We start from the raw sequence: 26,119 nt of genomic DNA on the forward strand, positions 1-26,119 counted from the left end.
CTTCCTCAGGCCGCCGCCAGCAGCAGGTCGGTCACCCGGTCGAGATAGGCCGCCGGCCCGCCGAACAGCTGCTCGTTCAGCTTGGCGCGCTTCAGATAGAGATGGCAGGGATGCTCCCAGGTGTAGCCGATGCCGCCGTGCAGCTGCACCGCGTCCTGGGCCACGCGGGCGTAGACCTCGGTCGCCAGGGCCTTGGCCGCCAGGGCGTAGCGCCCCGCCGCCGGATGGCCGCTCGCCATCCTGGCCACGGCCTCGGCGACCAGGGCCCCCGAGGCGACCAGGGCGATCTTGTGGTCGGCGCAGCGGTGCTTGAGGGCCTGGAACGAGCCGATCGGCTTGCCGAACTGCTCGCGGGTCTTCAGATAGTCGAGGGTGATCTCGAACACGGCGTTGGCCCCGCCCCGGGCGTCGCTGGCCAAGGCCAGGGCCGCGTGGGCCAGCAGGGCGTCGGCGATCTGGCCGGCGTCGCCCATCAGCACCCGCCCAGCCGGCAGGGCCAGGCGGTCGAAGCGGACTTCGCCCAGGCGCCGCGTGCGATCGACCGTGGCGACCTTCTCGACCACGACGCCGTCCAAGGCGGGCTCGACCAGCACCCAGCTGAGGCCTTCGCCCTCGCGGGCCAGCAGCAGCAGGATATCGGCCGCCGCGCCGTCCAGCAGATCGGCGGCCACGCCGTCGAGCGTCACGCCGCCGTCGGCGCCGGCCGACAGTGTCAGGCGCGTGGTCCGGTCGCCGGGCGTCAGCATCGACATCGCGCCGGCCAGCTCGCCCGCCGCCAGCCGCGGCGTCCAGGCCGCCTGCTGGGCCGCGTCGCCGCCGCGCGCCAGGGCCTCGACGACCAGCATCGTGCCCAGCACCGGCAAGGGCGCGACCGCCCGGCCAAGCTCCTCGTAGACGATGGCCAGCTCGGACGATCCCAAGCCCAGGCCGCCGTGCGCCTCGTCGGCGGAGAGCGCCAGCCAGCCCAGCTCGGCCGCCTGCGACCACAGCGGCTCGTCCCGCACGCCCTCGGCGTTGGTGAAGGCCGCCACCTTCTCGTGCGACGCCTGCTCGGTCAGCACAGCGCGGACGCCATCACGCAGCGCTTCCAGGTCCATGCCGTCAGAATGTCCGTCGCTCATCGCGGCCTCTCAGAACAGCACGTCGGTGGTGAAGTCGGGCGGGCGCTTTTCTTCCATGGCCTTCAGCGCCTCCTTGGCTTCGGCGCCGGAGAAGTTGACCATCTCGAACGCCGCCGACAGGTCGAAGATCGCCTCGTTCTGGCGCAGCCAGTGGTTCAGCACGTACTTGGTCATGCGCACCGCCGTGGGAGCCGCGGCCGCCAGCTCGAGCGCGACCTCGATCGAGGTGGCCTCCAGCGCCTCGGCGTCGACGGCCAGGGCGACCAGGTCGTTGCGCTCGGCCTCCTCGCCGGTCATCGGGCGGTTGGTCAGCAGGTAGTACTTGGCCTTGGCCATGCCGCAGAGCAGCGGCCAGACGATCGCGGCGTGGTCGCCGGCGGCCACCCCGATGCGGACATGGCCGTCCAGCAGCTTGGCCGTCTTGGCCGCGATCGGCACGTCCGCCAGCAGGGCCAGGGCCAGGCCGGCCCCGACGGCCGCGCCGTTGATGGCCGAGACGATCGGCTTGCGCGAGGCGATGATGTTGCGCACCAGCCGGGTGGCGTTGTTGAAGTCCTGCGAGAACTGCTGGTTGGGATCCAGGGCCCCAGCCACCGGCATGTCGTCCAATGCGCCGCCGGCGCAGAACGCGCGCCCCTCGCCCGTGACGATCGTCACCCGGGTTTCGGGATCGGCGTCGATCGCGGCCCAGACCTCCTCCAGTTGGCGATGCATGGTCGGCGTCACCGCATTGGCCTTGCCCGGATTGCTCAGGGTCAGGCGCAGCACGCGCGGCGCGGGCCGGTCGAACTTCAGGCGGTCGAAGGCGGCGTAACGGTCGGTCATCAGTCGATCTCGAACAGACCAGCGGCGCCCATGCCTCCGCCGATGCACATCGTGACGATGACACGCCTGGCGCCGCGCCGCCTCCCCTCGATTAGGGCATGGCCGGTCAGGCGCGAGCCGCTCATGCCATAGGGGTGGCCGATGGCGATCGCGCCGCCGTCGACATTGATGCGATCCGGGTCGATCCCGAGCACGTCGCGGCAATGGACGACCTGCACGGCGAAGGCTTCGTTCAGCTCCCAAAGGTCGATGTCGCCGACGCTTAAGCCATGCCGCGCCAGCAGCTTGGGCACGGCGTGGACGGGGCCGACGCCCATCTCGTCCGGCTCGCAGCCGGCGACCGCGAAGCCCTTGAATCGGCCTAGGGGCCGCAGGCCCCGGCGCGACGCCTCGTCCGCCGACATCACCACGCAGACGCTGGCGCCGTCCGACAGCTGGGACGAGTTGCCGGCCGTGATGAAGGCGTCCTCGCCATTGATCGGTTTAAGCGCGCTCAGGCCGTCCAGCGTCGTTTCTGGCCGGTTGCCCTCGTCCTTGGTCAGCAGGACCTCTTCCTCACCGACGGCTTGGCCCTGTTTATCGGTCAGTTGCTTGAGGCTCTTCAGCGGCGCGATCTCGGCGTCGAAGCGACCGGCGGCCTGGGCGGCGGCGGTCCGCCGCTGGCTTTCCAGCGCATAGGCGTCCTGGGCCTCGCGGCTGATCCCGTAACGGCGGGCAACGATGTCGGCGGTCGAGATCATCGGCAGGTAGATGTCGGACTTGTGCTCGACCAGCCAATCGCTGCGGTTCCGGTGGCGATTGACGTGGTGGTGGGTCAGCGAAATGCTCTCGAGCCCGCCCGCGACGAAGACTTCGCCCTCGCCGGCCATGATCCTTTGCGCGCCGAGAGCGATCGCCTGCAGGCCGGACGAGCATTTGCGATCCAGGGTGAAGCCAGGCACGGTCACCGGACATCCGGCGCGGATCGCCGACTGCCGGGCGATGTTGTTGCCGGTCGGCCCTTCAGGGGTGGCGCAGCCCAGGATGACGTCCTCGACATCGCCCGGCGCAACGCCGGCCCGTTCCAGCGCGGCGGCGATCACGTGCCCGCCCAGGTCCGCGCCATGGGTGTTGTTGAACGCGCCTCGGAAGGCCCGGCCGATCGGCGTTCGGGCGGTCGAGACGATCACGGCTTCGGGCATGCGCCCTCCCCTTGCAAATCCAGTCATGCGGCGTCGGACCGCCGGGCCAGTTCGGGCCACAGGCCTTCAGGCCCCAGGCCCGCCACGCGACAGCCCAGGCGCTGCGCCCAGAACCGGTCGCCGCCGAATTCGGACCGCCAGCCGGCCAGGCGGCGGGTCAGGCGGTGCAGCGGATACTCGTGAGTGAAGCCGATGGCGCCGTGCACCTGGTGGGCCAGGGCCGCGCCCTGCCCCGCGGCGGTGTTGGCGCGCAGCTTGGCCGCCGCGAACTCGAAACCGGCGTCGCCCGCGTCGGCCGCCCGCGCAGCGGCCTGGCCGGCGGAATTCACCGCCGCCGCCTCGATCGCGAAGACCGCCAGGCTCTGCTGGACCGTCTGGAACTTGCTGATCGGCTTGCCGAACTGCACCCGCTCGTTAGCGTAGACGATCGAGGCTTCCAGCGCCGCGTCCAGCGCGCCGGCGATCTGCGCCGTCCGCAGGAAGGCGCCGCAGGCGAAGAGGTCGATGTCGCAAGGCGCGGCCTCGACCGCCGCGGCCTCGAAGATCAACCCGTCGCGCGGCTCGCCCACCGGGCTGTGGCCGGCCTGGACATGGGCGTCGGCCGTCCGCAGCCTCAGCAACGACCCGGCATGGGTGGCGACGACCGTCTCGGCCGCGCCGCCCCAGGGCGTCCCTCTGAGGCTGCCAGTGAAGCGACCGTCCGCGAGACGCCCGTCGACCACCGGCGCGATCGTGGCCAGGCCTTCGGACGGCGTCAGGCCGGCTTGGGCCAGCGCCCAGGCCGCCACCGCCGCCTCGCCGACCGGCGCCGCCAGGGCGTGCGATCCGGCCAGGCGGGCGACGGCGAACAGATCGCCCCAGTCGCCGCCGAAGCCGCCCTGCTCCTCGCTCAGCAGCAGGCTTTCGAAACCCGCCTCCGCGATCGCGGGCCAGACCTCGGCGAAGGCGGCGTCGGGATTGGCCGCGACGTCGGCGAACAGGCGATCGGCCGTGTCGCTCAGCAGGGTCCGTGACTCGCTCATCTCAGACCCAGCCCCCTGGCGATGATGCCGCGCAGGATCTCGCGCGTGCCGCCCCGTAGCGAAAACGACGGCGAGACCTGCAGCAGCAGGGCCAGGACCCGCGTCAGGTCCGTGGCCGCCGACAGGTCATCGGCGCCGTCCAGCGCGGCCTGGATGGCGCGCGGCAGCTCCTGCTCGAAACTGTTGCCCAGGTCCTTGACGATCGCCGCCTCCAGGGCGGGATCCTCGCCGGCCGCCAGCTTGGCGGCGGTGGATTGCGACATCTGCCGCAGGGTCCACAGCTCGGCGGTCAGGCGGCCGATCAGCACGGCCAGCACGGGCTCGGGCTCCGGACCGGCGAACCGGATCAGCTCGACCAGGCCGGCGTAGCTGGACAGGTAGCGTTCAGGGCCCGACCGCTCCAGCGACAGCTCGGCCGTCACCTGTTTCCAGCCGTTTCCCTCGGGGCCGACCCGGGCGGTGTCCGGCACGTGGACATTGTCGAGGAAGACCTCGTTGAAGTCGTGCCCGCCGACCAGGTCGATGATCGGGCGGACCGTTACGCCGGGCGTGTCCAGCGGAATCAGGAACTGGGTCAGGCCCTCGTTGCGCTGCGAACCCTCGACCGTGCGGACCAGGGCGATCATCAGCTGGGCGTTGTGGGCGTTGGTGGTCCAGACCTTCTGGCCGCTGATGCGCCAGCCGTCGCCGTCGCGAACGCCCTGGGTGCGGATCGACGCCAGGTCCGACCCCGCGCCCGGCTCGCTCATGCCGATGCAGACATAGGTCTCGCCGGCGGCGATGCCCGGCAGGTGGAGGCGCCGCTGTTCCTCGGTCCCGTAGCGCAGCAGCAGCGGCCCGCTCTGCCGGTCGGCGATCCAGTGCATGCCGACCGGCGCGCCGGCGGCCAGCAGTTCCTCCAGCACCACGTAGCGGTGCAACGGATGACGGGCGTGGCCGCCGTATTCGACCGGCCAGGTCATGCCGACATAGCCGGCCCGGCCCATGGCCTTGCTGAAGTCGGCGTCGCAGACGGCCCAGCAGTTGGCGCGGCCGGCGGCGTCGGATTTCGGCGCTTCACGAGCGATGAAATCGCGCACCTCACGGCGAAGCGTCTCAACGCCGGCTGGCGGGTCAAAGGGATGAGCGTCGAAGGTTTGCACGGGGCCAATTTGCGCGCCGAGCCGGGCCTCGCAAGGACGGCCCGGTCCCTATCGCAGCCGCGATATGGCGGAGAACCAGGGGCCTGGGCGGGTCGTCACCGCATCCAGCGCGGTGCTATGCCTTGGAACCAGAGCAGGAGACCAACCGACATGGCGATCGATCTGAGCATCGAAAACGGCGTCGCGACCGTGACCATCAATCGTCCCGAGCGCAAGAACGCCATTCTCCTGGCCATGCGCACCGAGATCGAGAACGCGTTCCTGAAGTGCCAGGACGACGACGCCGTGCGCGTCATCATCCTGACCGGCGCGGGCTCGGACTTCAGCGCCGGGGCCGATGTCGGCGAGATGGGCGGCGGGGGGATCAGCGGCTCGCTGTATCGCATGCGCCACCTGCACCGGATGGCGCGGGCGGTGGCCAACACCAACAAGCCGGTGATCGCCGCCGTCGAGGGCGTGTGCATCGGCATGTCGTGGGCCCTGGCCCTGGCGGCCGACATCACCGTCGCGGCCGAGAACGCGCGGTTCCAGTTCGCCTTCCGCCACATCGGCCTGGCGCCGGACGGCGGCGCGGCCTTCCTGCTGACCCGCTACGTGCCGATCCAGCGGGCCAAGGAGATCATGTATTCCGGCCGCTTCGTCAGCGGCGCCGAGGCCCATCAGCTGGGCCTGGCCCTGCACGCCACGCCGCCGGGCGAGGCCCTGGCCAAGGCCCGGGAGGTCGCCGCCGGCTTCGTCAACGCCCCGACGATCGCCCTGGCCATGGCCAAGCGCCAGTTCGACGCCGCCCCGGCCCAGACCTACGACCAGGCCCTGGACTTCGAAGCCAACATCCAGCCGCTGATGGTGCAGACCGAGGACTTCCGCGAGGGGACCAACTCCTTCAAGGAAAAGCGCAAAGCCCAGTTCGTCGGCAACTGACCGATGGACGTCACTCACCCCGACGCCGAGTTCCGCGCCTTCCTCGTGGCGGGCCGGTTCATGATCCAGCGCTCGAAGAGCAGCGGGGTCCATGTCTTCTACCCGCGCGCCGTGGCCCCCGGGACCGGCGCTCGGGACCTGGAATGGGTCGAGGCTTCGGGGCGCGGCGTGGTCTATTCGACCACCGTGGTGCGCAAGAAGCCGCCCGAGCCCAGCTACAACGTCGCCCTGATCGACCTGGCCGAAGGGCCGCGGATGATGAGCCGGGTCGAGGGCGTCGAGCCCGCCGCCGTGGCCATCGGCATGGCCGTCCAGGCCCGCATCGTCGACCAGGACGGCGAGCCGGTCGTGGTCTTCGACACGGTGGAGCCGGCGGCATGAGCGACTTTCCCCGCGGCCGCACGGCCATCGTCGGCGCCGCCACCTTCGGCCAGGGCAAGGCCCCCGGCTACGAAGCCTCCGATCTCGCCGCGATCGCCAGCGCCATGGCGCTGGAAGACGCCGGCCTCTCGCTGGCCGACGTCGACGGGCTGTTCTTCTGCCATCCCACCGACACCATGGGCGGGCTCTCCTTCGCCCAGTACCTGGGGATCCGGCCCAAGGTCACCGACAACAACCGCACCGGCGGGTCGGCCTTCCAGACCTATGTCGAGCACGCCGCCTACCTGCTGGACGCCGGCGCCATCGACTGCGCCCTGATCGCCTATGGTTCGAACCAGGCGACGGCGACCGGCAAGCTGGTCTCCACCGTCCAGCCGATGCGCTACGAGGCGCCCTACCGGCCGCTCAATCCGGTCAGTTCCTACGCCCTGGCCGCGGCCCGCTACATGCACCAGTACGGCGCGACGCGGGAGCAGCTGGGCGCGGTGGCGCTGGCGGCGCGCAAATGGGCCATGCTCAATCCGGAGGCCTTCAAGCGCGACGCCTTGACGATGGACGACTACCTCGCCTCGCGGATGGTCTCGGACCCGTTGTCGGTGCTCGATTGCTGCCTGGTCACCGACGGCGCCGCCGCGGTGGTGATGACCCGGGCTGACCGGGCCCGCGACCTGAAGCGGGCGCCGATCAAGGTTCTGGGCGCCGCCGCCGAGTCTCATCACCGCGAGATCGGCTGGCTGGACGACCTGACGGTCACCGCCGCCGCAAGATCGGGGGCAAGGGCCTATCAGCGAGCCGGCCTGACGCCGGCCGATATCGACGTCGTCCAAGTCTATGACGCCTTCACCATCAACACGATCCTGTTCCTGGAGGATCTCGGCTTCTGCCCCAAGGGCGAGGGCGCGCGCTTCGTGGAGGACGGGCGCATCGCGCCCGGCGGGGCCCTGCCGGTCAACACCAACGGCGGCGGCCTCTCCTGCTGCCACCCGGGCATGTACGGCTTGTTCCCGATCGTCGAGGCCGTGCGCCAGCTGCGGGGCGAGGCCGGGGACCGCCAGGTCGCGGACGCAAGCTTCGCCATCGCCCACGGCAACGGCGGCGTCCTGTCCAGCCAGGCGACGGTCATCCTGGGCGCGGCCGCCACCTGACATACGCAAAAGCGGCCGCGCCCAGGGCGCGGCCGCTGTCGCCGACATGAGAGATGAGATCAGGCGGAACGGCGTTCCGGCTGGATGGTTTCGGCTTCCAGGGAACGTCCCAGAGCCGGATTGTTCAGGCGGGCGATGGCCCCGCGCACCATCTGCAGCAGCCAATCTTTGTTGGCTTCGAAGAACGCCCTGTCCCCGTGGATGTTGAGCGCGAGGGCGTGAGCGTCGCGCAGTTGCGAGACCAGCATCGACAGGCTGGCCTGGTCGCCGTCGACATGCTGGGCGTAGCCCTGGATCCGGACCTGACGCAGCGCCTCCCCGAACTCGACGGCGCAGATGCGGTCAATTCCCTCCGGCGCCTCGGCGTTGATCCGATGGACCAGCTTGCGCACCAGAACCGGGTCGAACGTCGCCAACAGCACCTTGCCGGCCGACGAGGCCGCCAAGCCGGCGCTGGCGTCGATGTCGGCGGGCGCGTCGCCGCCGCGCACCACGTGGATATGCTGGACCGACATGCCGACCTTGTGGGCCAGAGTGACGGTGACGCCGGCTTCCTCGGCCAGGTGGTCGAGAATGGCCAGCAGCCGTCCCTTGCGGAACAGCTCGGGCTGGACCGATGAACCGATCACCGCCACCCGCGCCGTCGGCCTGTAGGTGCGCTGGTCGCGATCCCGATTGAGATAACCCAGCGAAACCAGGCAGTTGAGCAGTTCAGAGGTGCTCGACTGCGGATAGCCCATGGAGCGGGCGATATCCATGACGGTGGCCGTCGGCCGAGCGTCGGAAAAGAACTCCAGCACTTCGAGCGCGCGTTGGGCCGACTTGATCTTCTTCGGATCCAATGACTTCACCACGGCAACCTCCCTTCGTTTCTTATGACGTTATGTTGTCATAACAACTGGAGGGTCGCAACGGTCTTTTTCGATTTTTTGAACGCTGTTCAATTTTTATGAACGTCTCGTTGCACGCTGCGGAACGCTCAACCGGCGCGGCCGTCGGCGTTGAATTCGATGACGTAGCTGTAGCGGGCGGGGTGGTAGCGCACGAACACGACCTCGATCGGCTGGCCGCTGGCCAGGTGATAGGCGCGGGTGACCAGCAGAACGGGATCGGCGGGCCGCAGGCCCAGGTGCGCCGCAGCGACCTTGCCGGCCACGCCGGATTCGATCCTCTGTTGGGCGCGGGCGACGCGAACGTTCAGGCGCCGCTCCACGGCGCGAATGATCGGCACGCCCGCCGTCACGAAGTCGTGCTGCTCGAGCTCCCTGCCGACCTCGGGGGGAAAATAGATCTCCAGATAGGCCGCCGGCTCGCCGTCGATGCGGCTGATCAGTTCCAGGCGCGTCATGCCGGCGTCGTCGGGCAGGTTGAGGATCGCCGCCGCCTCGGCGTTGCGCACCTCGTGTTCGAGCGACAGCCGGTCCGGCTCCATCACGCCGGCGCCGGCCAGGAACTCGTCCAGCGACCCTTTGAGGGAAATGGACCGCGAGCCGACCTTGCGTTCGGCCACGAAGGAGCCCACGCCGCGACGCCTGACGATCAGGCCCTGAGCGATCAGGGCGTCCAGCGCGCGTCGCACGGTGATGCGGCTGACCCCATACTGCTCGCACAGACGCTCTTCGGTGGGCAAAGGGTCGCCGGGGCCGAATTCGCCGCCATGCAGGCGCGCCCGCAGATCCTGTTCCATCTGGTGGTAGAGCGGAAGTGGGCCGGCCTGGAGTTGCATAGGGTTTCCGTGCTTCGCGTCGGGCGCGACGACATCGAACAGGTTAGCCGTGCTCGGGTTCCCGGGCCAAACGAAGAAGGCGCGTTACCGCGATCATCGCCTGGTCGATAAGCGGTCAGTCCTCGCGCAACCGGATGACGCCGTCGCCGAACGGCGCGTCGCGGTTGGTCAGCGCCGTCTTCAGTCCGTGCTCGGCCATGTCGGCCTTGAACTGGGTGCGGCGGGGGCCCTTGGACAGGTGAGCCCGGGCGTCGTTCTCCGCCGCCAGCCGCTGGAGGGTCCGCGCGCCCATGCCTTCCAGGGCTAGGTTGACGATGCGCTTGTGGGCCGAGAGCAGTTCGTTGTCGACGAACGACAGACGCCGGGCCAGTTCGTCGACCACCGCGTCCAACTGGCCGGCCGGCGCCGACTCTAGCGCCAGGCCGATCGTCACCGCGTCCCGGCCGCGGATGCTGTCGCCGGTCATCAGGATGCGTTTGGCCCACTGCGGCCCGCAGTGATAGATCCACATGTGGTTGGGCGGCGAGCCGTTGGCGCGGGCCGCCGGAAAGCCGATCTTGGCCTCGTCGGAGCAGATGACGAAGTCGCACATCAGCGCCAGGTCGGTGCCGCCGGCCAGGCAGTTGCCCTGGACCCGGGCGATGACCGGCTTGTGCAGATCGAAGATCACCGTGGTCAGGGCCTGCTGGCGCTCCATGAACCAGGCGTCGTCGTCATAGCTGCCGGACGAGCTGCGATAGAGGGGCGCGTCGGCCGCCGCGGCTTCGCCTTCGGCCTTGCGCCCGGCATAGACCCCGCCCAGGTCGTAGCCGGCGCAGAAGTCCTTGCCCGCGCCCTGCAGGATCACGACGTTGACGTCGAGGCGATCGTCCGCCTCCAGCAGGGCGTCGTGCAGTTCCTGCAGTGTCCGGGGCGACAGGGCGTTGCGCTTGTCGGGCTTGTTCAGGGTGATGCGCGCGACGCGCTCGGACACCTCGAACAGGATTTCCTCGGGCTGGTCCAGCCACTTGCCGCTGTAGGTCATGCGTCGGCTCCCGGGCCAAAGGGTCTTGGCGACCTTGTCATACGCGGCCGACGACGGGCAGCAGGCTTCCGGTCACGGCGCTCGCCTCGCTGGAGGCCAGGAACAGGATCACCGCGGCCAGTTCCTGGGGGCTCACCCAGCTCGAGAAGTCGGCGTCTGGCATGTCGGCGCGGTTGGCGGGGGTGTCGATGATCGAGGGCAGGACCGCGTTGACCGTCACCCGGCCCTTGTACTCTTCCGCCAAGGCTTCGGTCAGCCGGTGCACGCCCGCCTTGGAGGCCGCATAGGCTCCCATGCCGCTCGCCGCCTTGACCGCGGCGTTGGCGCCGACATTGACGATGCGCCCCGCCCCGCTGGCGACCAGATGCGGCAGGGCCGCCTTCGAGGCGTTCAGGGTCGTCATCAGGTTGAGACGATGCAGGCGCTCCCAGGTGGCGGCTTGGCCCTCCCCTACCGTCTCCCAGGCGAACCCGCCGGCGATGTTGACCAACACGTCGATCCGCCCGGCGGCCTCGACGATCGCGTCGATCGCGGCGGTCGCCGCGCCGGCGTCCGACAGGTCCACACCGCCCTTGAACAGCGCCCCCTCGCCCAGCGCCGAGACAAGGTCGCCCGGCGGTGTGGCGGCGTAGTCCACGGCGACGACCCGCGCGCCGCGCGCCGCCGCGCCCAGGGCGACCACGCGCCCCAGGGCCCCGAACGCGCCGGTCACGACCACGACCTTGTCCTTCATCGCTCCAACCTCCCGGTCACGCGCTTTCGCCGATCAGGCGCCGGTGAACTGCGGCTTGCGCTTCTCGGCGAAGGCGCGGATGCCTTCCTTGTAGTCCGTCGAAGCATAGCAGGTCTGGAACATCTCCTCGCACCTGGCTAGGTCGCGATCGGCCGGATCCTTCAGGATCGTGGCCAGGGTGTACTTGACCTGCTTGGCCGTCAGCGGCGCGCCGCCGGCGATCTGAGCGGCGGTCTTGGCGATGAAGCTGTCGAAGGCCTCGCCCTCGGCCATCACCCGGCCCACCAGCCCCTTGGCGAAGGCCTCCTCGGCGGTGAACTGCAGGCCGCCCAGCAGCATGTCCTTCGACGCCGGAACGCCGATGATGTCGACCAGCCGCGACAGGCTCTTGTAGCGGTAGCCGATGCCGTAGCGCATGGCCGGCTGGCCGAACTTCGACTTGGACGAGCAGTAGCGCAGGTCGCACGACACGGCGACCGAGATGCCGCCGCCGATGCACCAGCCGTCGATCGCGGCGATCGTCACCTTCTCGCTGTTGTAGATCGCCGACAGCCCGCGCTCGCCGGTCTGGGCGTAGTGCTCCTGGGCGTTCTCGCCCATGCGCTCTTCCTCGTACTTCGAGACGTCGGCCCCGGCGATGAACGACACCCCGCCCGCGCCCGAAACGACGATCACCCGGATGTCCGGATCGGAGTCGAAATCGGCCATGATCGTCGACATGCCTTCCCACATCTCCAACGAGATGGCGTTCAGCTTGTCGGGGTTGTTGAAGATCATGTGGCCGATCGCGCCGTCCTTGCGGCTGAGAATCTTGTCGGTCATGACGGGTCTTCCTTTTGAAATGTCGCGGCGCCGACGGGCGCCTCGGGAATTGGGTGATCAGACGACGCCGGCCTGTCGCAAGGTCTCGATGTCCTCGGGCGCGTAGCCCGCGGCGGCCAGGATCTGGTCCGTGTGCTGTCCGACCAAAGGCGGGGGGGCGTAGTCGTTGATCGGGGTTTCAGAAAGCCGGATCGGGTTTCTCAGCGTCTTCAGGACGCCGGCGACCGGATGCTCGATTTCTCGAACCATCTGGCGATGGACGACCTGCGGATTGGCCAGGGCGTCGGCGATGTCGTTGACCGGGCTGGACGGCACGTCGGCGAGGTCGAGACGCTCCAGCCACACGCTTGCCGGCTTGGTGGCGAAGATGGCGTCCAGCATCGCCAGCAGAGCGTCGCGGTTGCGGATGCGGCCGGCCGTGTTGTCGAAGCGCGGGTCCTTGGCGATGTCAGGCCGGTCCAGCGCCAGGCACAGCCGGCCGAACTGGGCGTTGTTGCCGGCGGTGAGGAAAAGGTCGCGATCCGCGCAGCGGAACGTCTGGGAGGGCACGCCGCCGTATCCGCCATTGCCGCGGCGCGCGGGGATCTCGCCCGACACCAGATAGTTCATGGCGAAGTGGCTGAGCGAAGCGACGCCGCAGTCCAGCAGCGACAGATCGATGTGCTGGCCTGTTCCACCGCCCACGTCGCGATGATGCAGGGCGGCGAGGATGGCGTTGGAGGCGTAGAGGCTGGTCAGGATGTCGACGATCGAGATGCCGACCTTCATCGGACCGCCCCCCGGGGCGTCGTCCGGCAGTCCCGACACGCTCATCATCCCGCCCATGGCCTGGAAGACGCCGTCATAGCCGGGCTTGTGAGCCAAAGGACCGGTCTGGCCAAAGCCGGTGATCGAGCAATAGACCAGCCGCGGATTGACCGCCTTCAGGCTGTCGTAGTCCAGGCCGTACTTCTTCAACGCGCCGGTCTTGAAGTTCTCCAGGACCACGTCGCTGTCGGCCGCCAGCCGTCGGATGATCTCCTGCCCGCGCGGCGAGGCCAGATCGACCGTCACCGACCGCTTGTTGCGGTTGCAGCTGAGATAGAAGGCGGCGTCGGAGGTCGGATTGCCGTCCCGATCGTTCAGGAAGGGCGGCCCGTATTCGCGGGACTCGTCACCCGTGCCGGGACGTTCCACCTTGATCACGTCGGCGCCCAGGTCGGCGAGCATCTGGCTGGCCAGGGGCGCGGCCAGCACGCGGCTCAAATCCAGGATCCTGACACCTTCCAGGGTCTTGGACGACATAGGACAACTCCCTCCCCACGCCGCCGGCGGCGCACGTCTCAGAGTGTCATCGTCGCGATGCGCCACCGCGTGACAAGGTGACGGTCAGGGTCATCGTGTGGGTGATATGTCACCCTTAAAGCCGCCATGATGCTTGTCCCGGCCTGCGTTTGGGAATGGTTTGCCTCAAATCCGCAGATGGAAACCGTCAGTTCATGCGCGAGCCCTTTGTCCTCTACGAGACCCGTGGCCGGGTCGCGATCCTGACCCTGAACCGGCCCGATACGCGCAATGCGATCGGTGAACACGCCGACTGCGCCGAGCTGGTCGAGGCGGTCGAGCGCGCCAATGCGGACCGCTCGATCTCGGTGCTGGTCCTGACCGGGTCAGGCGCGTCGTTCTCGGCCGGCGGCAACCTGAAGGGCATGCGCGACCGCGACGGCATCGGCCCCCTGGCCACCCCCGCCGACACCCGGGACAACTACAAGAAGGGCGTGCAGAAGATCGCCCTGGCCTTCGCCGGCCTGGAGATCGCCAGCATCGCCGCGGTCAACGGCCACGCCATCGGCCTGGGTTGCGACATCGCCTGCCTGTGCGACATGCGCGTGGCCTCCGACGCGGCCAAGTTCGCCGCCAGCTTCGTCAAGATGGGCATCGTGCCCGGCGACGGCGGCGCCTGGATCCTGCCGCGCACCATCGGCTACGCCCGCGCCGCCGAGATGATCCTGACCGGCGACACCTACACCGCCGCCGAGGCCCGCGAGATGGGCCTGGTCAACAAGGTGGTCCCCGCCGACCAGGTGATGGACGAGGCGCTGAAGCTGGCCGACCGCGTCGCGGCCAACCCGCCGCGCGCCGTCCGGCTGGCCAAGCGCCTGCTGCGCGAGGGCCAGCATTCCCGGCTGACCGACGTGCTGGAGCTGTCGGCCGCCTTCCAGGCCCTGGCCCACGAGACCGCCGACCACAAGGAGGCCGTCGAGGCCTTCCTCGACAAACGCCCGCCCGTGTTCACGGGCGCCTGAGGCCAAGCCATGACCCAGACCGACACCCTCGGACCTCGTCCCGCCCTGCCCTGGATCCGCCTGGACGGACCCGAGCCCTTCGTCGAGGGTCGGCTCTGCCGGGCCTGCGGCGCCCGCACGGCGGCGACCCACCTGGCCTGTCCGGCCTGCGGCGCCCGCGACTCGATCGAGACCTATCGCGCGCCGACGACTGGCAAGCTGCACGCCTATTCGATCGTCCGGCGCTCCTATCCCGGCGTGCCCGTTCCCTTCATCTCGGCCATCGTCGATCTCGACGACGGCCTGACGCTGAAGGGCAACCTGATCAATGTCGCGGCCGAGCCCGAGGCCCTGCCGGTCGGCATGCCGGTCCGGATGGTGTTCGGCGAGGCCCTGGGCCGCACCGACAAGGACGGCGCGTCCTATGTCGCCTTCTTCTTCGAACCTTCGGCCTGAGGTCCGCCATGAGCGAGAACGTCTACATCCTCGGCATCGACATGCTGAAGTTCGGCAAATATCCCGACAGGACCTTCGCCCAGCTCGGCGGCGAAGCGGCGCTGCTGGCCCTCGACGACGCCGGCCTCTCCGTCCACGACGTCCAGGCCATGTACTGCGGCTCGGTGTTCGGCGCCTATGACATGACCGGCCAGGCGATCATGCGCGAGATCGGCCAGACCGGCATTCCGGTCACCAACATCTCCAACGCCTGCGCCACCGGCGCCTCGGCCTTTCGCGAGGCCTGGATCGCGGTGAAGTCGGGCCTCTACGACGTGGTGCTGGCGGTCGGCGTCGAGAAGATGCCGCGCGGCATGCTGGGCGCGGGCCACGAGACCGGCATCTCGCTGGAAGGCCTGTTCGGCTCGGCCTCGATGCCCGCCGTCTTCGCCGAGTCCGGCATGGAACACGCGGGAAAGTACGGCACCACCTTCGAGCAGTTCGCCAAGGTATCGGTGAAGAACCACCACCATTCGACCATGAACCCCAAGGCCGTCTACCAGAAGGAGACGCCGCTGGAGGAGGTGATGGGCTCGGAGATGATCGCCTATCCCAACACCAAGCTGATGTGCTCGGTGAATGTCGACGGCTCGGCCGCCGCCGTGGTGGTTTCCGAGAAGAAGGCCCGGGAGCTGGGCCTGACGCGCGCGATCCGCGTGCTGGCCTCGGCCCTGGCCTCCGATCCCTGGAACCCGCGCAATCCGATCATGCCCGACGTCAACGGCTGCACCCAGCTGGCGGCGAAATCGGCTTACGAACAGGCCGGGATCGATCCGCGCGATGTCAGCCTGGTCGAGCTGCACGACTGCTTCGCCACCGCCGAACTGCTGCACTACGAAAATCTGCAGCTGTGTGGACTGGGCGAGGCCGGACGGCTGATCGACGAGGGCGTCACCGCGCTGGGCGGCCCCGTGCCGGTCAATGTCTCGGGCGGGCTGCTGTCCAAGGGCCATCCCCTGGGCGCCACAGGCATCGCCAACATGTACGAGGTCGCCCTGCACCTGCGCGGCGAGGCCGGCGCGCGGCAGGTCCAGGGCGCCAGGATCGGCCTGACCCACGTGGTCGGTCTAGGAACCGCGTCCGCCGTTCACCTGTTCGAGAAGGCGTGAGCATCCGACCATGAGCAAACCGAGCCAGGCCGACGCCGAAGCCGCTGTCCGGACACTGCTGGAGTGGGCCGGCGACGACCCGTCGCGCGAAGGCCTGCTCGACACGCCCGAGCGCGTGGCCAAGTCGTATCGCGAGCTGTTCTCCGGCTATGAGACCGATCCGCGCGGCTACCTGGAGCGGACCTTTCAGGAAGTGGCCGGCTACGACCAGCTGGTGGTTCTCAGCAACATCCGCGTGGTCAGCTTCTGCGAGCATCACATGTTGCCGGTCACCGGCGTGGCCCATGTCGGCTACCTGCCCACCAACAAGGTGGTCGGCATCTCCAAGCTCGCCCGGGTGGTCAACGGCTTCGCGCGGCGCCTGCAGATCCAGGAGAAGCTGACCGCCGAAATCGCCCAGGCCATCGAGGACGTCCTGCAGCCGCAGGGCGTGGGGGTGGTGATCGAGGCCGAGCACAGCTGCATGACCCTGCGCGGCGTCAACACGCCGGGCTCGCGGCTGACGACCAGCAGCCTGCGCGGCGTGGTCCGCGACGACCCGCGGACCCGCGCCGAATTCCTGCGCCTTGTCCGCCAGGGTTCCGCCGCATGACCGACGCCCGCAAGCCCCAGGACGAGCGCCGCGAACACTACGGTTGGTGGGTGGACATCCCGACGCGCTGGGCCGACGGCGACCCCTACGGCCACGCCAACAACATCATCTACTACAGCTGGTTCGACACCGCCGTGACCCGGATGCTGTTCGAACGCGGCGTCATCTGGCTGCCGGACTCGCCGTCGATCGGCCTGTGCGTCGAGAGCCACTGCAACTTCCTCGCCCCGGTGGAGTTTCCGCAGACCGTCCAGGCGGGCGTGCGCATCGGCAAGCTGGGCGACAAGAGCATCCGGTTCGAGATCGGCCTTTTCGTCGAGGGCCGCGAGACGCCGGTGGCCGCCGGCTATTTCGTTCACGTCTATGTCGACCGCGCCGGCCGGCGGCCCCTGCCGCTGACCGAGACGCAGAAGGCCTCGGTCGCGGACCTGGTTCTCGGCTGAACCGGCGCGGATCGCATGCGCGATGCCCCTGGGCCGACCAGAACCTTGACATCTCGCCCAGGTGAACAGAAAATTGAACGATATTCAGTTTTCTGCAAATTGCGCCGTACACCGGCGAGGAGACCCTCATGACCGACACCGCCATCGCCCCGGATCAAGCGACCGGCTGGCGCTACAAGGGTCCGATCTTCGACGCCGACACCCACCTTTACGAGACGCCTGAGGCCTTCGACGTCTATGTGCCGGCCAAGTACAAGGAAGACTGGGGCCTGAACTACAAGGTCGCCGACGACGGCCAGTTCGCCCTGCACGTGGGCAAGCGCAAGGTCGAGATCAGCGCCGACTACATGACCGAGGACTTCAAGATCCCGCCGCCCGGCAAGCTGCACGAGTGGCTGCGGGCCCAGAAGGAGGGCAAGGCCGAGGTTGACATGCGGGTGCCGATCACCCCGACCATGACCGACCCGGCCGAGCGCGTGAAGGTGCTCGACAAGTGGGACGTTCGCTCCTCGATGCTGTATTGCGGCAATTTCGTCAGCGCGATCAGCTATCTGGACGAGCCCGATCCCGCCTACGCGATCCTCAACGCCTATAACCGCTGGATGCTCGACCAGTGGAAGTTCAACTACAAGAACAAGATCTTCAGCTGCCCGGTCCTGACCCTGGCCGATCTGCCCCAGGCGATCGAGCAGGCCAAGTGGGCGGTGGCCAACGGCGCAAAGTTCGTCCTGATGCCGATGGGCCCCTACAACGGCAAGGCCCCGGCCCATCCCGACCACGACCCGTTCTGGGCCATCCTCAACGAGGCTAGCGTCGGCGTGGTCTTCCACGTCTCCGAAGCCATCTACCTGAAGGACCACATGGCCGTGTGGGGCGAGCCGATGCAGAAGTCGCGCCTGCGTCAGACCGCCTTCATGTGGATGCACGGCTATTCCGAACGGCCGGTGATCGAGACCCTGTCCAGCTTCGTCCTGCTGAACTTCTTCGAGCGCTTCCCCAACATCACCCTGATCTCGGCCGAGAACGGCGCGGAATGGGTGCCGTCGATGCTGGTCAAGATGGACAAGGTGCGGGGCATGGCCAAGAACGGCTACTGGCCCGCCGGCCAGCTCAAGGAGCGGCCCAGCAAGATCTTCAAGCGCCACGTCAAGATCGTGGCCTATCCCGAGGACAACATCAAAGCCATCGTCGACCAGACCGGCGACGCCGACTGGCTGCTGATGGGTTCGGACTACCCGCACTCCGAGGGCGTCGAGGAGCCGCGCATCTTCGCCGACGAGGCCTGCAAGGACCTGAGCGACGCGGATACGGCCAAGGTCATGTACGAAAACGGCATGAAGCTGGCGGGCCTGCCCCTCTAGCGGGGAGCTCGATCACTTCGAGACAGCTCCCCGGAAGAGGGAGCGTCAAGCGGCCGCCACGCCCCCCGAGGCGTGCGCGGCCGTTTTCACGACCGCGGCCACCAGCGCGTCCTGGTTGGCCAGAAGCCGGTCCGAGGGCGCGCCCAGCGAAACCGCGGCCAGGACAGCGCCGTCCGGTCCGAACACGGGCGCGGCCACAGCGGCCGAATCCTCCACCGACTCCCCCAGGCTGACCCAGAAGCCCTTGCGGCGGACCTCCTCCAGCTGGCTTCGCAGAACCTCGCGATCGGTGTTGGTGCGGGCGGTCAGCGGCGTCAGCTTGGCCTTGGCGATGTAGTCGTTCTGATAGTCGGTCGACTGATAGGCCAGCAGCACCCGCCCCGCCGCCGTCGAATAGAGCGGACCGCTCATGCCCAGGCGCACCGTGTAGCGCACGGGACGCGGGCTTTCGAGAACGTCGATATAGACGAAACGGTGGGTTTGATGGTCGAGCACGGCCAGATTGACCGACTCCTGGGTCGTGTCGGCCAGGGCGCGCAGATAGCCCCGCACCAGGCGCGGCAGGTCGTAGGCCGAGCCGATGGTGGCCGCAAGGCGGAAGGCGCGCGGCCCCAACCGATAGAGCGCGCCCTCGACGACCAGGAAATCGTCGCTGACCAGGGGACGAAGACTGTTGAGCAGCGTGCTCTTTGGCACGCCCAGCGCGACGGAGATCTCGGCGAGCGGCAGGCCCACCGGCGTGCCGGCCAGCAACTCCAGCAGGGCCAGCACCCGGCCCATGGCGCGGGGCCCGCCGCTGTCGCGTTCCAGGATCTCAGAATCGCCGGTCATGTCATCTCCGTCCAAGGCCAGACTAGGAGACCCGCGCCCCGAAAAACACCCCATGCGCAGGCCGGCTGATCGCGTCCGCGATCCTGGCGGGGCGCGACTTCAACCCGCGCCGATCCCGTGTTTACGCTGGCCCATGGATACAGTCGAATGCGTGGTGATCGGCGCCGGGGTCGTCGGTCTTGCGGCGGCGCGCGCCCTGACCCTGGCCGGCCGCGAGGTGGTGATCCTGGAGGCCGAGGGCCATATCGGCTCGGGCGTCAGTTCCCGAAACAGCGAAGTCATCCACGCCGGCATCTACTACCCCCGGGACTCGCTCAAGGCGCGGCTGTGCGTCCGGGGCAAGGCCCAGCTCTACGCCCATTGCGAAAGCCGCGGGATCGCGCACCGGCGCTGCGGCAAGCTGATCGTCGCCAGCCATGCCGACCAGATCTCGGACCTGGAACGCATCCTGGCGGCCGCCCGGGCCAACGGCGTCGACGACCTGACCTGGCTCGACGCCGACGCCGCCCGGGCAATGGAGCCGGCCCTGGCCTGCGTGGCCGCGCTGCATTCGCCCTCGACCGGCATTATCGACTCTCACGCCTACATGCTGTCGCTCCAGGGCGAGGCCGAGGCCCGCGGCGCGATGACGGCCTTTCACACCCCGGTGACGGCTATGCGTCTGGACACCGACGGCGTCGCCCTGACCCTCGGCGAAGACCCCGCGCCGGCCCTGAAGGCGCGACTGGTCGTCAACAGCGCCGGCCTCGGCGCGCCAGGCTTGGCGGACGCCACCGAGGGACTGCCGCCCCCCGCCAAGGCGACGGCCTTCTACGCCAAGGGCAGCTATTTCACCCTGTCGGGACGGTCACCCTTCAGCCGCCTGATCTATCCCACCCCCGAGCCGGGGGGCCTCGGCGTCCACCTGACGCTCGACATGGGCGGCCAGGCCAAGTTCGGGCCAGACGTGGAATGGGTCGAGGAACCCGACTACGCGGTGGATCCCCGCCGCGCGGAGCGCTTCTACGGCGCGGTGCGGCGCTACTGGCCCGACCTGCCCGACGGAGCCCTGACGCCGGGTTATGCCGGCGTTCGCCCCAAGATTTCGGGCCCCGGCGAGCCGCCAGCCGACTTCCGCATCGAGGCCAACCCCGCCGGCCCGGGCGCGGGCCTGATCAATCTGTTCGGCGTCGAAAGCCCCGGCCTGACGGCCTCCCTGGCCATCGCCGACGAGGTCGCCCGACTGGCCCGCGAGGTGCTGCATGCGTGAGTTCGGCGCTTTCGACTACATCATCGTCGGCGCGGGTTCGGCGGGGTGCGTCCTGGCCAACCGGCTGAGCGCCGAAGGCCAGTACAAGGTCCTGCTGCTGGAAGCGGGCGGCGAGGACAGCAATCCCTGGATCCACATCCCGCTGGGCTACGGCAAGCTGTTCGTCGACCCCAAGGTCAACTGGATGTTCCAGACGACGCCGCAGCCCGGCCTCAACGACCGCAGGATCAGCCAGCCGCGCGGCAAGGTGCTGGGGGGCTCCAGCTCGATCAACGGCCTGGTCTATGTCCGGGGCCAGAAGGAAGATTTCGACGCCTGGCGGCGGCTGGGCAATGTCGGCTGGTCCCATGACGACGTCCTGCCCTATTTCCGCAAGGCCGAGGACCAGGCGCGCGGCGCCGACGCCTTCCACGGCCAGGGCGGCCCCCTGCCCGTCTCGGACCAGGCCGAGCCCCACCCGCTGTGCGACGCGTTCATCGCCGCGGCGCAGGAGGCGGGCCACCCCCGCAACGACGACTTCAACGGCGCGACCCAGGAGGGCGCCGGCTACTATCAGACCACCTCGCGGCGCGGCCTTCGCGCCAGCTCCGCCGTGGCCTATCTGCGGCCGGCCCGGCGGCGGTCCAACCTGACGGTCGTGACCCGCGCCCACGCCACCGGGCTGGTGCTCGAAGGACGTCGGGCGGTGGGAGTCGAGTGGCGCCGCGACCGCGAACTGGCCCGGGCGACCGCCGGCGGCGAGGTCATCCTGGCCGCCGGCGCGATCGGCTCACCCCAACTTCTGCAGCTGTCGGGCATCGGACCGGGCGAGCTGCTGAGCGCGTACGGCGTGCGCGTGATTCACGACCTGCCGGGCGTGGGCGCCGACCTGCAGGACCACCTGCAGGTTCGCATGGTGCTGCGCTGCGCCCAGCCCATCACGTTCAACGACGACATGCGCAGCCCGTGGCGCATGGCGGGCGTGGGCCTGAAGTTCGCCCTTCAACGGCGGGGACCGCTGACGGTCAGCGCCGGCTACGCGGGGGCCTTCCTGAAGACCGATCCGGCCGTGGCCCTGCCCGACACCCAGATCCACTTCATCAACTTCTCGACCACCAAGATGGGCGACAAGCTGCACGCCTTCTCGGGATTCACGGCCTCGTCCTGCCAGCTGCGGCCCGAGAGCCGGGGCACGCTGAAGATCGTCAGCCCCGACCCGTTCACGCCGCCCGCCATCGATCCGAACTACCTGGCCACCGAGACCGACCGCCGCGTCACCGTCGGCGGACTGAAGGTGCTGCGCGACATCATGCGCCAGCCCGCCATGCTCCCCTTCGCTGAAAGCGAGGTCGAGCCCGGCCTGGACTGCGCGTCCGACGATCAGCTCCTGGCCTACTGCCGCGAGCGAGGCAGCACGATCTATCACCCCACCTGCACCGCGCGGATGGGAAGCGATCCCGGCGCAGTGGTGGACAAGCGGCTGAAGGTGCACGGGATCGCGGGCCTGCGGGTCGTGGACGGCTCGATCATGCCCTCGGTCCTCTCGGGCAACACCCACGCCGGCATCGTCATGATCGCGGAGAAAGCCGCGGACATGATCCTGGAAGACGCGCGCGCCGTCTGACGACGGCCAGAACGAAGGCTATTTCCATGACTACCTACACCGCGCTCGAACTGTTCATCGACGGCCGGTTCCTGTCCGGCGAGGGCCGCGTGACCGAGCCGGTGTTCGATCCCGCCACCGGCCGGCCGATCGCCGACCTGCCGCACGCTTCGGCGGCCGACCTGGACGCGGCCCTGGACGCGGCGGCGCGCGCCTTCCCGGCCTGGTCGGCGACCACCGCCAGCGAACGCGCCAAGGTCCTGCGCCGGGCGGCGGACCTCATTCGGGCCCGCATCGAGACCATCGCCACGGTGATGACCCTGGAACAGGGCAAGCCCGTCGCGGAGTCGCGCGGCGAGATCGCCTACGCCGCCGACGTCATCGAATGGTACGCCGAGGAAGGCCGCCGCACCTATGGCCGAGTGGTTCCCAGCCGCGTCCCTGGCGTGGCCATGACCGTGACCCACGAACCCGTCGGTCCCGTGGCCGCCTTCACTCCGTGGAACTTCCCGGCCCTGACGCCCTGCCGCAAGATCGGCGGCGCGCTGGCCGCAGGCTGCACCCTGGTGCTCAAGGCGGCGGAGGAAGTGCCCGGCACGGCGATCGAGATCGCCCGCGCCTTCGCCGACGCCGGCCTGCCCGCGGGCGTGCTGAACCTGGTCTTTGGCAAGCCGGCCGAGGTCTCGGCCCACCTGATCGCCTCGCCGGCGATCCGCAAGGTGTCGTTCACCGGCTCGACCGCCATCGGCAAGCATCTGATGGCGCTGTGCGCTCACGATCTCAAGCGCACCACCATGGAACTGGGCGGCCATGGACCGGTGGTGGTGTTCGATGACGTCGACGTCGAGGCGACGGCCGAGCTGGCCGCGACGGCGAAGTATCGCAACGCCGGCCAGGTCTGCATCTCGCCGACCCGTTTCTTCGTGCAGGAGGCGGCCTATGACCGCTTCGTCGCTAGGTTCACCGACGTCGCCAAGGGCCTGAAGCTTGGCGCCGGCCTGGAGGCCGGCGTGCAGATGGGCCCCCTGGCCAATCCCCGCCGGATCCAGGCGATGGAGGCCATCGTCCAGGATGTCCGCGACCGCGGCGGCAAGGTCGAGACCGGCGGCGCGCGGCGCGGCAACGAGGGCTGGTTCTACGCGCCGACGGTGGTGACCGGGATCGGCGACGACGCCCTGGTCATGACCGAGGAGCCGTTCGGCCCCGTCGCGCCGATCGTGCCTTTCGCCGACTTCGATGAGGTGGTGCGGCGCGCCAACAGCCTGCCCTATGGCCTGGCCGCCTACGCCTTCTCGACCTCGGCCCGCCGGATCGCCGACATCGGGGCGGCGCTAAAGGCCGGCATGGTCGGGCTGAACACCCTGGCCGTCTCCAATCCCGAGACCCCGTTCGGCGGCGTCCGCGATTCCGGCCACGGCCAGGAGGGCGGCGTCGAAGGGCTTCAGGCCTATCTGGACGTCAAGTTCACGGCCTCGGCCTAGGGCTCTCGATCATGCGTCCTTCGAGGCTCGCCCTAACGGGGCTCACACCTCAGGATGAGGACTGCTTTGCATTGAATTCCTCATCCTGAGGCGCCTTGCGCAGCAAGGCCTCGAAGGACGCACGGCCCTACAGGGCCGTATAGTACCCGCCGTCGACATTGACGGTCTGGCCGGTCACGTAGCGCCACAGGTCGCTGCACATGGCGACCGCGGCCGGCCCGATGTCGTCGCGCATGTCGCCCATCCGGCCCAGCGGAAAGCTCTTCATCGCCTCGCGGGTGCGTTCGGGATCGGCTTCAAGATAGGCCTTGGCCGCGTCGGTCAGGGCCGCCGGCGCCAGGGCGTTGACGACGATGTCGTGCGGGCCCCACTCGCGGGCCAAAGCCTTGACGAACCCGCGCTGCGCCGCCTTCAGGGCGGTATAGGCGGGGTTCATCGCCCCGCCGTGCTGCCCCTGGGCCGACGACAGGACCAGGAAGCGGCCACGGCCCGTATCGCGCAGGTGCGGCAGGGCGGCGTGCGCTAGGTGATGCAGGGCGTCGAGCGAGACACCGGCCTGCTCGGCCCACAAGGCGTCGTCGATGTCTTCCAGCGGCGTGGGCTTCGCCAAGGTGCTGGCGGCGTTGTGGACCACGATGTCCAGCCCGCCGAAGGCCTGGACCGTCGCCTCGACCGTGCACCGCACCGCCGTCGCGTCGCAGACATCGGTGGCGACGAACAGCGCCCGGCCGCCCTCGGCTTCGATCACGGCGACCGTCTCCTGGCCGCCGGCGGGGCTGCGCGCCGCCACGACGACGCGCGCGCCGGACAGCGCCAGAGCTCTAGCCAGGCCCCGGCCGACTCCGCCGCTGGCGCCGGTGACGATCGCGACGCGGCCCGCCAGCAGGCCGGCCATCGAGGTCCAGTCCAGCGTCGTCATGGCACCATCCATTCGCCGCCGTCGACCATCAGGGTGGCGCCCGTCACGCCACGTCCGGACGGGCTCGCCAACCAGGCGGCCAGGGCCGCGATCTCGGTGCGGGCGTCGGGACGCCGGCCCAGGGCGATGGGAACCGCGTCGCCCTTGGCCGCTAGGTCGGCGGCGTCGAAGTGAGGCGACAGGGCGCGCGGCGCGGCCGCCGCCCAGTTCACCGTCACGCCGGTCGCGCCCCATTGGCGGGCGATGGATTTCATCAGGCCGCGCTGGCCTTCCAGGGCGGTGCTCAAGGCCACCATGCCCGAGCCGCCGACCAGCGACAGGGACGGCGCCAGGAACAGGATGGTCCCTCGCCCCGCCGGCTTCATCCGCGCCCCGAGCGCCGCCAGCACCCGCATCGCGATCCGGATCGGATCCGCCGCTCCGGCCCGCCAGGCCTGAAGGTCCAGATCGCTCAGCAGGCGAAGCGCCGTCGTCTCGTCGCCGAGCAGGCTCAGCACGACCAGGGCCGGCGCGCGGTCGGGACCCAGGGCGGCCGCAAGGGCGGCGTCGACGTCCTCGCGCGACCCCGCCCAACGCGGATCGCGCGACGTGACGACCTCGGCCCCGGCGTCCCGCAGCCCCTCGCCGACGCCGGACAGCAGCGGCAGCCCCAGCTCGACGACCAGGGCCAGCGCCCCGTCCAGGGCGCCGTGGGTTGAGGCCGATGCGGTCATCCCCGCTCCATCTCCAGGTCGATCAGGGTCAGCTGGCGAAAACCGCGGCCGACGGGGTGCTCTTCGGTGACGCCGATCCCGCCATGCAACTGCACGGCGGCCTGGCCGACCAGCTTGCAGGCCTTTGCGACCACCGTCCGCACCTGGGCGATGGTCTTGCGCCGCATCTCGGCCTCGGGGTCTTCGACGGACAGGGCGGCCAGCATGGCCATCGAGCGCGCCTGCTCCAGCGCCACGAGCATGTCGGCCGCCTTGTGCCGCAGGGCCTGGAACGACGACAGCGGCTCGCCGAACTGGCGGCGCGTCCTCAGGTGCTCCAGCGTGGCGTCCAGAAGGGCTTGCATCAGGCCGACGGCCTCCGAGGCGCGGAAGGCGACCAGATGCTCGCGGGCCCTTTCGGTCAAGGTCGCGGCGTCGGGCCCATGCGCCAGGACGGCGCCGACCTCCACCCCAACTTCGTAGAAGCTGATCTCAGAGGCAGGCGTCCCGTCGAACAGTTGGTGGTCGCGGCGTGACACGCCCTGGGCGTCCAGCGGAACGATGAGTACGATCGGCCCGCCGTCGGTCGTGGCCGTGACCACCAGTCGTGCGTCGCCGGCGACGTGGACGACATTGGTCTTGCGGCCCGACAGGATCCAGCCGTCGCCGGACGATCGCGCCCGCGTCCGCCGGGCCTGGCCGCTGGGCATGCCCAGCTCCTCATGCCCCCAGGCGAATTGGACCTCACCGGCGGCCAAGCCAGCGATCAAGCCCGACGGCGGGACGGGCGCCAGCCGCAAGGCCGTCCCGGCCGCGACGATCGAACTGGCGTAGGGCGTCAGGACCTGGGCTCGCCCGGCCGCCTCGGCCAGGATCATCGTCTCGACCGGCCCCAGGCCAAGCCCGCCGTCTTGCTCGGCGAACGGCGCGGCCAGCAGGCCCAGCTCGGCCATCCTGGCCCACAGGTCGCCGGATGGATCGCCAGCCGCCTGGGCGAACAGGCGGTCGGCCGTATCCTTCAGCATCGCCTGGTCTTCGGAAAGCTCGAAGTTCATCCC

27 protein-coding genes are annotated in these 26,119 nt (G+C 69.4%); 12 read left to right on the top strand and 15 right to left on the bottom strand.

The window, feature by feature from the left end:
* Window positions 1–5 precede the first annotated feature (5 nt).
* The 5 genes from ASD47_RS09735 to ASD47_RS09755 are packed head-to-tail and all read right to left on the bottom strand — an operon-like array spanning window position 6 to window position 5,291.
* On the bottom strand, window positions 6–1,121 hold the full coding sequence (locus ASD47_RS09735; RefSeq protein WP_056755091.1) for an acyl-CoA dehydrogenase family protein: 1,116 nt from the start codon (window positions 1,119–1,121) through the stop codon (window positions 6–8).
* 9 nt (window positions 1,122–1,130) lie between these two features.
* Window positions 1,131–1,946 (bottom strand): enoyl-CoA hydratase/isomerase family protein, encoded by an 816-nt coding sequence (locus ASD47_RS09740; RefSeq protein WP_056755093.1) that lies wholly within the window; start codon window positions 1,944–1,946, stop codon window positions 1,131–1,133.
* A complete protein-coding gene (locus ASD47_RS09745; RefSeq protein ID WP_056755096.1) occupies window positions 1,946–3,127 on the bottom strand; it encodes an acetyl-CoA C-acyltransferase in 1,182 nt (393 codons plus the stop codon). The genes ASD47_RS09740 and ASD47_RS09745 overlap by 1 nt, the downstream gene beginning before the upstream one ends.
* Window positions 3,128–3,150: 23 nt before the next feature.
* The gene (locus tag ASD47_RS09750; RefSeq protein WP_056755099.1) at window positions 3,151–4,149 is read right to left on the bottom strand and encodes an acyl-CoA dehydrogenase family protein; all 999 of its coding nucleotides are present in this window, start codon (window positions 4,147–4,149) and stop codon (window positions 3,151–3,153) included.
* Complete coding sequence (locus tag ASD47_RS09755) at window positions 4,146–5,291, bottom strand: acyl-CoA dehydrogenase family protein (protein ID WP_056755102.1); 1,146 nt, start codon at window positions 5,289–5,291, stop codon at window positions 4,146–4,148. The genes ASD47_RS09750 and ASD47_RS09755 overlap by 4 nt, the downstream gene beginning before the upstream one ends.
* Window positions 5,292–5,441: 150 nt before the next feature.
* Between ASD47_RS09755 and ASD47_RS09760 the strand changes: the two genes are divergently transcribed.
* From ASD47_RS09760 to ASD47_RS09770, 3 genes are read left to right on the top strand one after another with little or no spacing between them, the layout of a single operon-like run.
* Complete coding sequence (locus tag ASD47_RS09760) at window positions 5,442–6,212, top strand: enoyl-CoA hydratase/isomerase family protein (RefSeq protein WP_056755105.1); 771 nt, start codon at window positions 5,442–5,444, stop codon at window positions 6,210–6,212.
* Window positions 6,213–6,215: 3 nt separating this feature from the next.
* Window positions 6,216–6,593, top strand: coding sequence for a Zn-ribbon domain-containing OB-fold protein (locus ASD47_RS09765; protein WP_056755108.1), 378 nt, complete (start codon window positions 6,216–6,218; stop codon window positions 6,591–6,593).
* The gene (locus ASD47_RS09770) at window positions 6,590–7,738 is read left to right on the top strand and encodes a thiolase (protein ID WP_056755110.1); all 1,149 of its coding nucleotides are present in this window, start codon (window positions 6,590–6,592) and stop codon (window positions 7,736–7,738) included. The genes ASD47_RS09765 and ASD47_RS09770 overlap by 4 nt, the downstream gene beginning before the upstream one ends.
* A gap of 59 nt (window positions 7,739–7,797) precedes the next feature.
* On the opposite strand, the gene ASD47_RS09775 is transcribed toward ASD47_RS09770, so the two are convergent.
* From ASD47_RS09775 to ASD47_RS09800, 6 genes are all read right to left on the bottom strand, one after another.
* Window positions 7,798–8,592 carry an IclR family transcriptional regulator gene (locus tag ASD47_RS09775; protein ID WP_082564555.1) on the bottom strand — a complete coding sequence of 265 codons (795 nt, stop codon included), beginning with the start codon at window positions 8,590–8,592 and terminating at the stop codon, window positions 7,798–7,800.
* Between the two features lie 125 nt (window positions 8,593–8,717).
* A complete protein-coding gene (locus ASD47_RS09780) occupies window positions 8,718–9,464 on the bottom strand; it encodes a GntR family transcriptional regulator (protein WP_056755115.1) in 747 nt (248 codons plus the stop codon).
* 115 nt (window positions 9,465–9,579) lie between these two features.
* Window positions 9,580–10,488 carry a crotonase/enoyl-CoA hydratase family protein gene (locus ASD47_RS09785; protein ID WP_056755117.1) on the bottom strand — a complete coding sequence of 303 codons (909 nt, stop codon included), beginning with the start codon at window positions 10,486–10,488 and terminating at the stop codon, window positions 9,580–9,582.
* Between the two features lie 37 nt (window positions 10,489–10,525).
* A complete protein-coding gene (locus ASD47_RS09790; RefSeq protein WP_056755120.1) occupies window positions 10,526–11,221 on the bottom strand; it encodes an SDR family NAD(P)-dependent oxidoreductase in 696 nt (231 codons plus the stop codon).
* Between the two features lie 33 nt (window positions 11,222–11,254).
* Window positions 11,255–12,043 (bottom strand): enoyl-CoA hydratase, encoded by a 789-nt coding sequence (locus ASD47_RS09795; protein ID WP_056755122.1) that lies wholly within the window; start codon window positions 12,041–12,043, stop codon window positions 11,255–11,257.
* A gap of 57 nt (window positions 12,044–12,100) precedes the next feature.
* The gene (locus ASD47_RS09800) at window positions 12,101–13,327 is read right to left on the bottom strand and encodes a CaiB/BaiF CoA-transferase family protein (RefSeq protein ID WP_056755126.1); all 1,227 of its coding nucleotides are present in this window, start codon (window positions 13,325–13,327) and stop codon (window positions 12,101–12,103) included.
* Between the two features lie 194 nt (window positions 13,328–13,521).
* On the opposite strand from ASD47_RS09800, the gene ASD47_RS09805 reads away from it, so the two are divergent.
* The 6 genes from ASD47_RS09805 to ASD47_RS09830 all read left to right on the top strand — a co-directional run bounded on the left by ASD47_RS09805 (window position 13,522) and on the right by ASD47_RS09830 (window position 18,307).
* Window positions 13,522–14,328 (top strand): crotonase/enoyl-CoA hydratase family protein, encoded by an 807-nt coding sequence (locus ASD47_RS09805; protein ID WP_056755129.1) that lies wholly within the window; start codon window positions 13,522–13,524, stop codon window positions 14,326–14,328.
* A 9-nt stretch (window positions 14,329–14,337) separates the two neighbouring features.
* On the top strand, window positions 14,338–14,763 hold the full coding sequence (locus ASD47_RS09810) for a Zn-ribbon domain-containing OB-fold protein (RefSeq protein ID WP_056755133.1): 426 nt from the start codon (window positions 14,338–14,340) through the stop codon (window positions 14,761–14,763).
* Between the two features lie 8 nt (window positions 14,764–14,771).
* Complete coding sequence (locus ASD47_RS09815) at window positions 14,772–15,911, top strand: thiolase family protein (RefSeq protein WP_056755135.1); 1,140 nt, start codon at window positions 14,772–14,774, stop codon at window positions 15,909–15,911.
* 10 nt (window positions 15,912–15,921) lie between these two features.
* Entirely contained in the window at window positions 15,922–16,503 is a 582-nt protein-coding gene (folE, locus tag ASD47_RS09820; protein ID WP_056755138.1) for a GTP cyclohydrolase I FolE, read from the top strand.
* The gene (locus ASD47_RS09825) at window positions 16,500–16,946 is read left to right on the top strand and encodes a thioesterase family protein (RefSeq protein ID WP_056755141.1); all 447 of its coding nucleotides are present in this window, start codon (window positions 16,500–16,502) and stop codon (window positions 16,944–16,946) included. The genes folE and ASD47_RS09825 overlap by 4 nt, the downstream gene beginning before the upstream one ends.
* A 128-nt stretch (window positions 16,947–17,074) precedes the next feature.
* Complete coding sequence (locus ASD47_RS09830) at window positions 17,075–18,307, top strand: amidohydrolase family protein (protein ID WP_056755143.1); 1,233 nt, start codon at window positions 17,075–17,077, stop codon at window positions 18,305–18,307.
* A gap of 45 nt (window positions 18,308–18,352) precedes the next feature.
* Here the strand turns inward: ASD47_RS09830 and ASD47_RS09835 are convergent, their stop codons facing one another.
* A complete protein-coding gene (locus ASD47_RS09835) occupies window positions 18,353–19,138 on the bottom strand; it encodes an IclR family transcriptional regulator (RefSeq protein WP_056755146.1) in 786 nt (261 codons plus the stop codon).
* Between the two features lie 133 nt (window positions 19,139–19,271).
* Between ASD47_RS09835 and ASD47_RS09840 the strand changes: the two genes are divergently transcribed.
* From ASD47_RS09840 to ASD47_RS09850, 3 genes are read left to right on the top strand one after another with little or no spacing between them, the layout of a single operon-like run.
* On the top strand, window positions 19,272–20,387 hold the full coding sequence (locus ASD47_RS09840) for an NAD(P)/FAD-dependent oxidoreductase (protein ID WP_056755148.1): 1,116 nt from the start codon (window positions 19,272–19,274) through the stop codon (window positions 20,385–20,387).
* Window positions 20,380–21,990: a GMC family oxidoreductase gene (locus tag ASD47_RS09845; protein ID WP_056755151.1), complete on the top strand. Its 1,611-nt coding sequence runs from the start codon at window positions 20,380–20,382 to the stop codon at window positions 21,988–21,990. The genes ASD47_RS09840 and ASD47_RS09845 overlap by 8 nt, the downstream gene beginning before the upstream one ends.
* A gap of 26 nt (window positions 21,991–22,016) precedes the next feature.
* Complete coding sequence (locus tag ASD47_RS09850; RefSeq protein WP_056755154.1) at window positions 22,017–23,450, top strand: NAD-dependent succinate-semialdehyde dehydrogenase; 1,434 nt, start codon at window positions 22,017–22,019, stop codon at window positions 23,448–23,450.
* Window positions 23,451–23,577: 127 nt separating this feature from the next.
* Here the strand turns inward: ASD47_RS09850 and ASD47_RS09855 are convergent, their stop codons facing one another.
* Genes ASD47_RS09855 through ASD47_RS09865 form a run of 3 tightly spaced genes read right to left on the bottom strand, consistent with a single transcriptional unit; the run spans window position 23,578 to window position 26,116 of the window.
* A complete protein-coding gene (locus tag ASD47_RS09855; protein ID WP_056755156.1) occupies window positions 23,578–24,369 on the bottom strand; it encodes an SDR family NAD(P)-dependent oxidoreductase in 792 nt (263 codons plus the stop codon).
* Entirely contained in the window at window positions 24,366–25,082 is a 717-nt protein-coding gene (locus ASD47_RS09860; RefSeq protein WP_056755158.1) for an SDR family oxidoreductase, read from the bottom strand. The genes ASD47_RS09855 and ASD47_RS09860 overlap by 4 nt, the downstream gene beginning before the upstream one ends.
* Window positions 25,079–26,116 carry an acyl-CoA dehydrogenase family protein gene (locus ASD47_RS09865; RefSeq protein WP_056755162.1) on the bottom strand — a complete coding sequence of 346 codons (1,038 nt, stop codon included), beginning with the start codon at window positions 26,114–26,116 and terminating at the stop codon, window positions 25,079–25,081. The genes ASD47_RS09860 and ASD47_RS09865 overlap by 4 nt, the downstream gene beginning before the upstream one ends.
* Between the last annotated feature and the right edge of the window lie 3 nt (window positions 26,117–26,119).

It is taken from the genome of Caulobacter sp. Root1472, from assembly GCF_001426985.1.
Classification (GTDB): domain Bacteria; phylum Pseudomonadota; class Alphaproteobacteria; order Caulobacterales; family Caulobacteraceae; genus Caulobacter; species Caulobacter rhizosphaerae.

Excerpts from the sequence above, each read along its gene's own strand:
- ASD47_RS09840 (WP_056755148.1), top strand. The coding sequence starts at position 19,272 with ATGGATACAGTCGAATGCGTGGTGATCGGCGCCGGGGTCGTCGGTCTT.
- ASD47_RS09735 (WP_056755091.1), bottom strand. The coding sequence starts at position 1,121 with ATGAGCGACGGACATTCTGACGGCATGGACCTGGAAGCGCTGCGTGAT.
- ASD47_RS09780 (WP_056755115.1), bottom strand. The coding sequence starts at position 9,464 with ATGCAACTCCAGGCCGGCCCACTTCCGCTCTACCACCAGATGGAACAG.
- ASD47_RS09855 (WP_056755156.1), bottom strand. The coding sequence starts at position 24,369 with ATGACGACGCTGGACTGGACCTCGATGGCCGGCCTGCTGGCGGGCCGC.
- folE (WP_056755138.1), top strand. The coding sequence starts at position 15,922 with ATGAGCAAACCGAGCCAGGCCGACGCCGAAGCCGCTGTCCGGACACTG.
- ASD47_RS09825 (WP_056755141.1), top strand. The coding sequence starts at position 16,500 with ATGACCGACGCCCGCAAGCCCCAGGACGAGCGCCGCGAACACTACGGT.
- ASD47_RS09845 (WP_056755151.1), top strand. The coding sequence starts at position 20,380 with ATGCGTGAGTTCGGCGCTTTCGACTACATCATCGTCGGCGCGGGTTCG.
- ASD47_RS09770 (WP_056755110.1), top strand. The coding sequence starts at position 6,590 with ATGAGCGACTTTCCCCGCGGCCGCACGGCCATCGTCGGCGCCGCCACC.
- ASD47_RS09745 (WP_056755096.1), bottom strand. The coding sequence starts at position 3,127 with ATGCCCGAAGCCGTGATCGTCTCGACCGCCCGAACGCCGATCGGCCGG.
- ASD47_RS09765 (WP_056755108.1), top strand. The coding sequence starts at position 6,216 with ATGGACGTCACTCACCCCGACGCCGAGTTCCGCGCCTTCCTCGTGGCG.
- ASD47_RS09850 (WP_056755154.1), top strand. The coding sequence starts at position 22,017 with ATGACTACCTACACCGCGCTCGAACTGTTCATCGACGGCCGGTTCCTG.
- ASD47_RS09805 (WP_056755129.1), top strand. The coding sequence starts at position 13,522 with ATGCGCGAGCCCTTTGTCCTCTACGAGACCCGTGGCCGGGTCGCGATC.
- ASD47_RS09785 (WP_056755117.1), bottom strand. The coding sequence starts at position 10,488 with ATGACCTACAGCGGCAAGTGGCTGGACCAGCCCGAGGAAATCCTGTTC.
- ASD47_RS09795 (WP_056755122.1), bottom strand. The coding sequence starts at position 12,043 with ATGACCGACAAGATTCTCAGCCGCAAGGACGGCGCGATCGGCCACATG.
- ASD47_RS09815 (WP_056755135.1), top strand. The coding sequence starts at position 14,772 with ATGAGCGAGAACGTCTACATCCTCGGCATCGACATGCTGAAGTTCGGC.
- ASD47_RS09810 (WP_056755133.1), top strand. The coding sequence starts at position 14,338 with ATGACCCAGACCGACACCCTCGGACCTCGTCCCGCCCTGCCCTGGATC.
- ASD47_RS09830 (WP_056755143.1), top strand. The coding sequence starts at position 17,075 with ATGACCGACACCGCCATCGCCCCGGATCAAGCGACCGGCTGGCGCTAC.
- ASD47_RS09740 (WP_056755093.1), bottom strand. The coding sequence starts at position 1,946 with ATGACCGACCGTTACGCCGCCTTCGACCGCCTGAAGTTCGACCGGCCC.
- ASD47_RS09760 (WP_056755105.1), top strand. The coding sequence starts at position 5,442 with ATGGCGATCGATCTGAGCATCGAAAACGGCGTCGCGACCGTGACCATC.
- ASD47_RS09790 (WP_056755120.1), bottom strand. The coding sequence starts at position 11,221 with ATGAAGGACAAGGTCGTGGTCGTGACCGGCGCGTTCGGGGCCCTGGGG.
- ASD47_RS09865 (WP_056755162.1), bottom strand. The coding sequence starts at position 26,116 with ATGAACTTCGAGCTTTCCGAAGACCAGGCGATGCTGAAGGATACGGCC.
- ASD47_RS09800 (WP_056755126.1), bottom strand. The coding sequence starts at position 13,327 with ATGTCGTCCAAGACCCTGGAAGGTGTCAGGATCCTGGATTTGAGCCGC.
- ASD47_RS09750 (WP_056755099.1), bottom strand. The coding sequence starts at position 4,149 with ATGAGCGAGTCACGGACCCTGCTGAGCGACACGGCCGATCGCCTGTTC.
- ASD47_RS09835 (WP_056755146.1), bottom strand. The coding sequence starts at position 19,138 with ATGACCGGCGATTCTGAGATCCTGGAACGCGACAGCGGCGGGCCCCGC.
- ASD47_RS09860 (WP_056755158.1), bottom strand. The coding sequence starts at position 25,082 with ATGACCGCATCGGCCTCAACCCACGGCGCCCTGGACGGGGCGCTGGCC.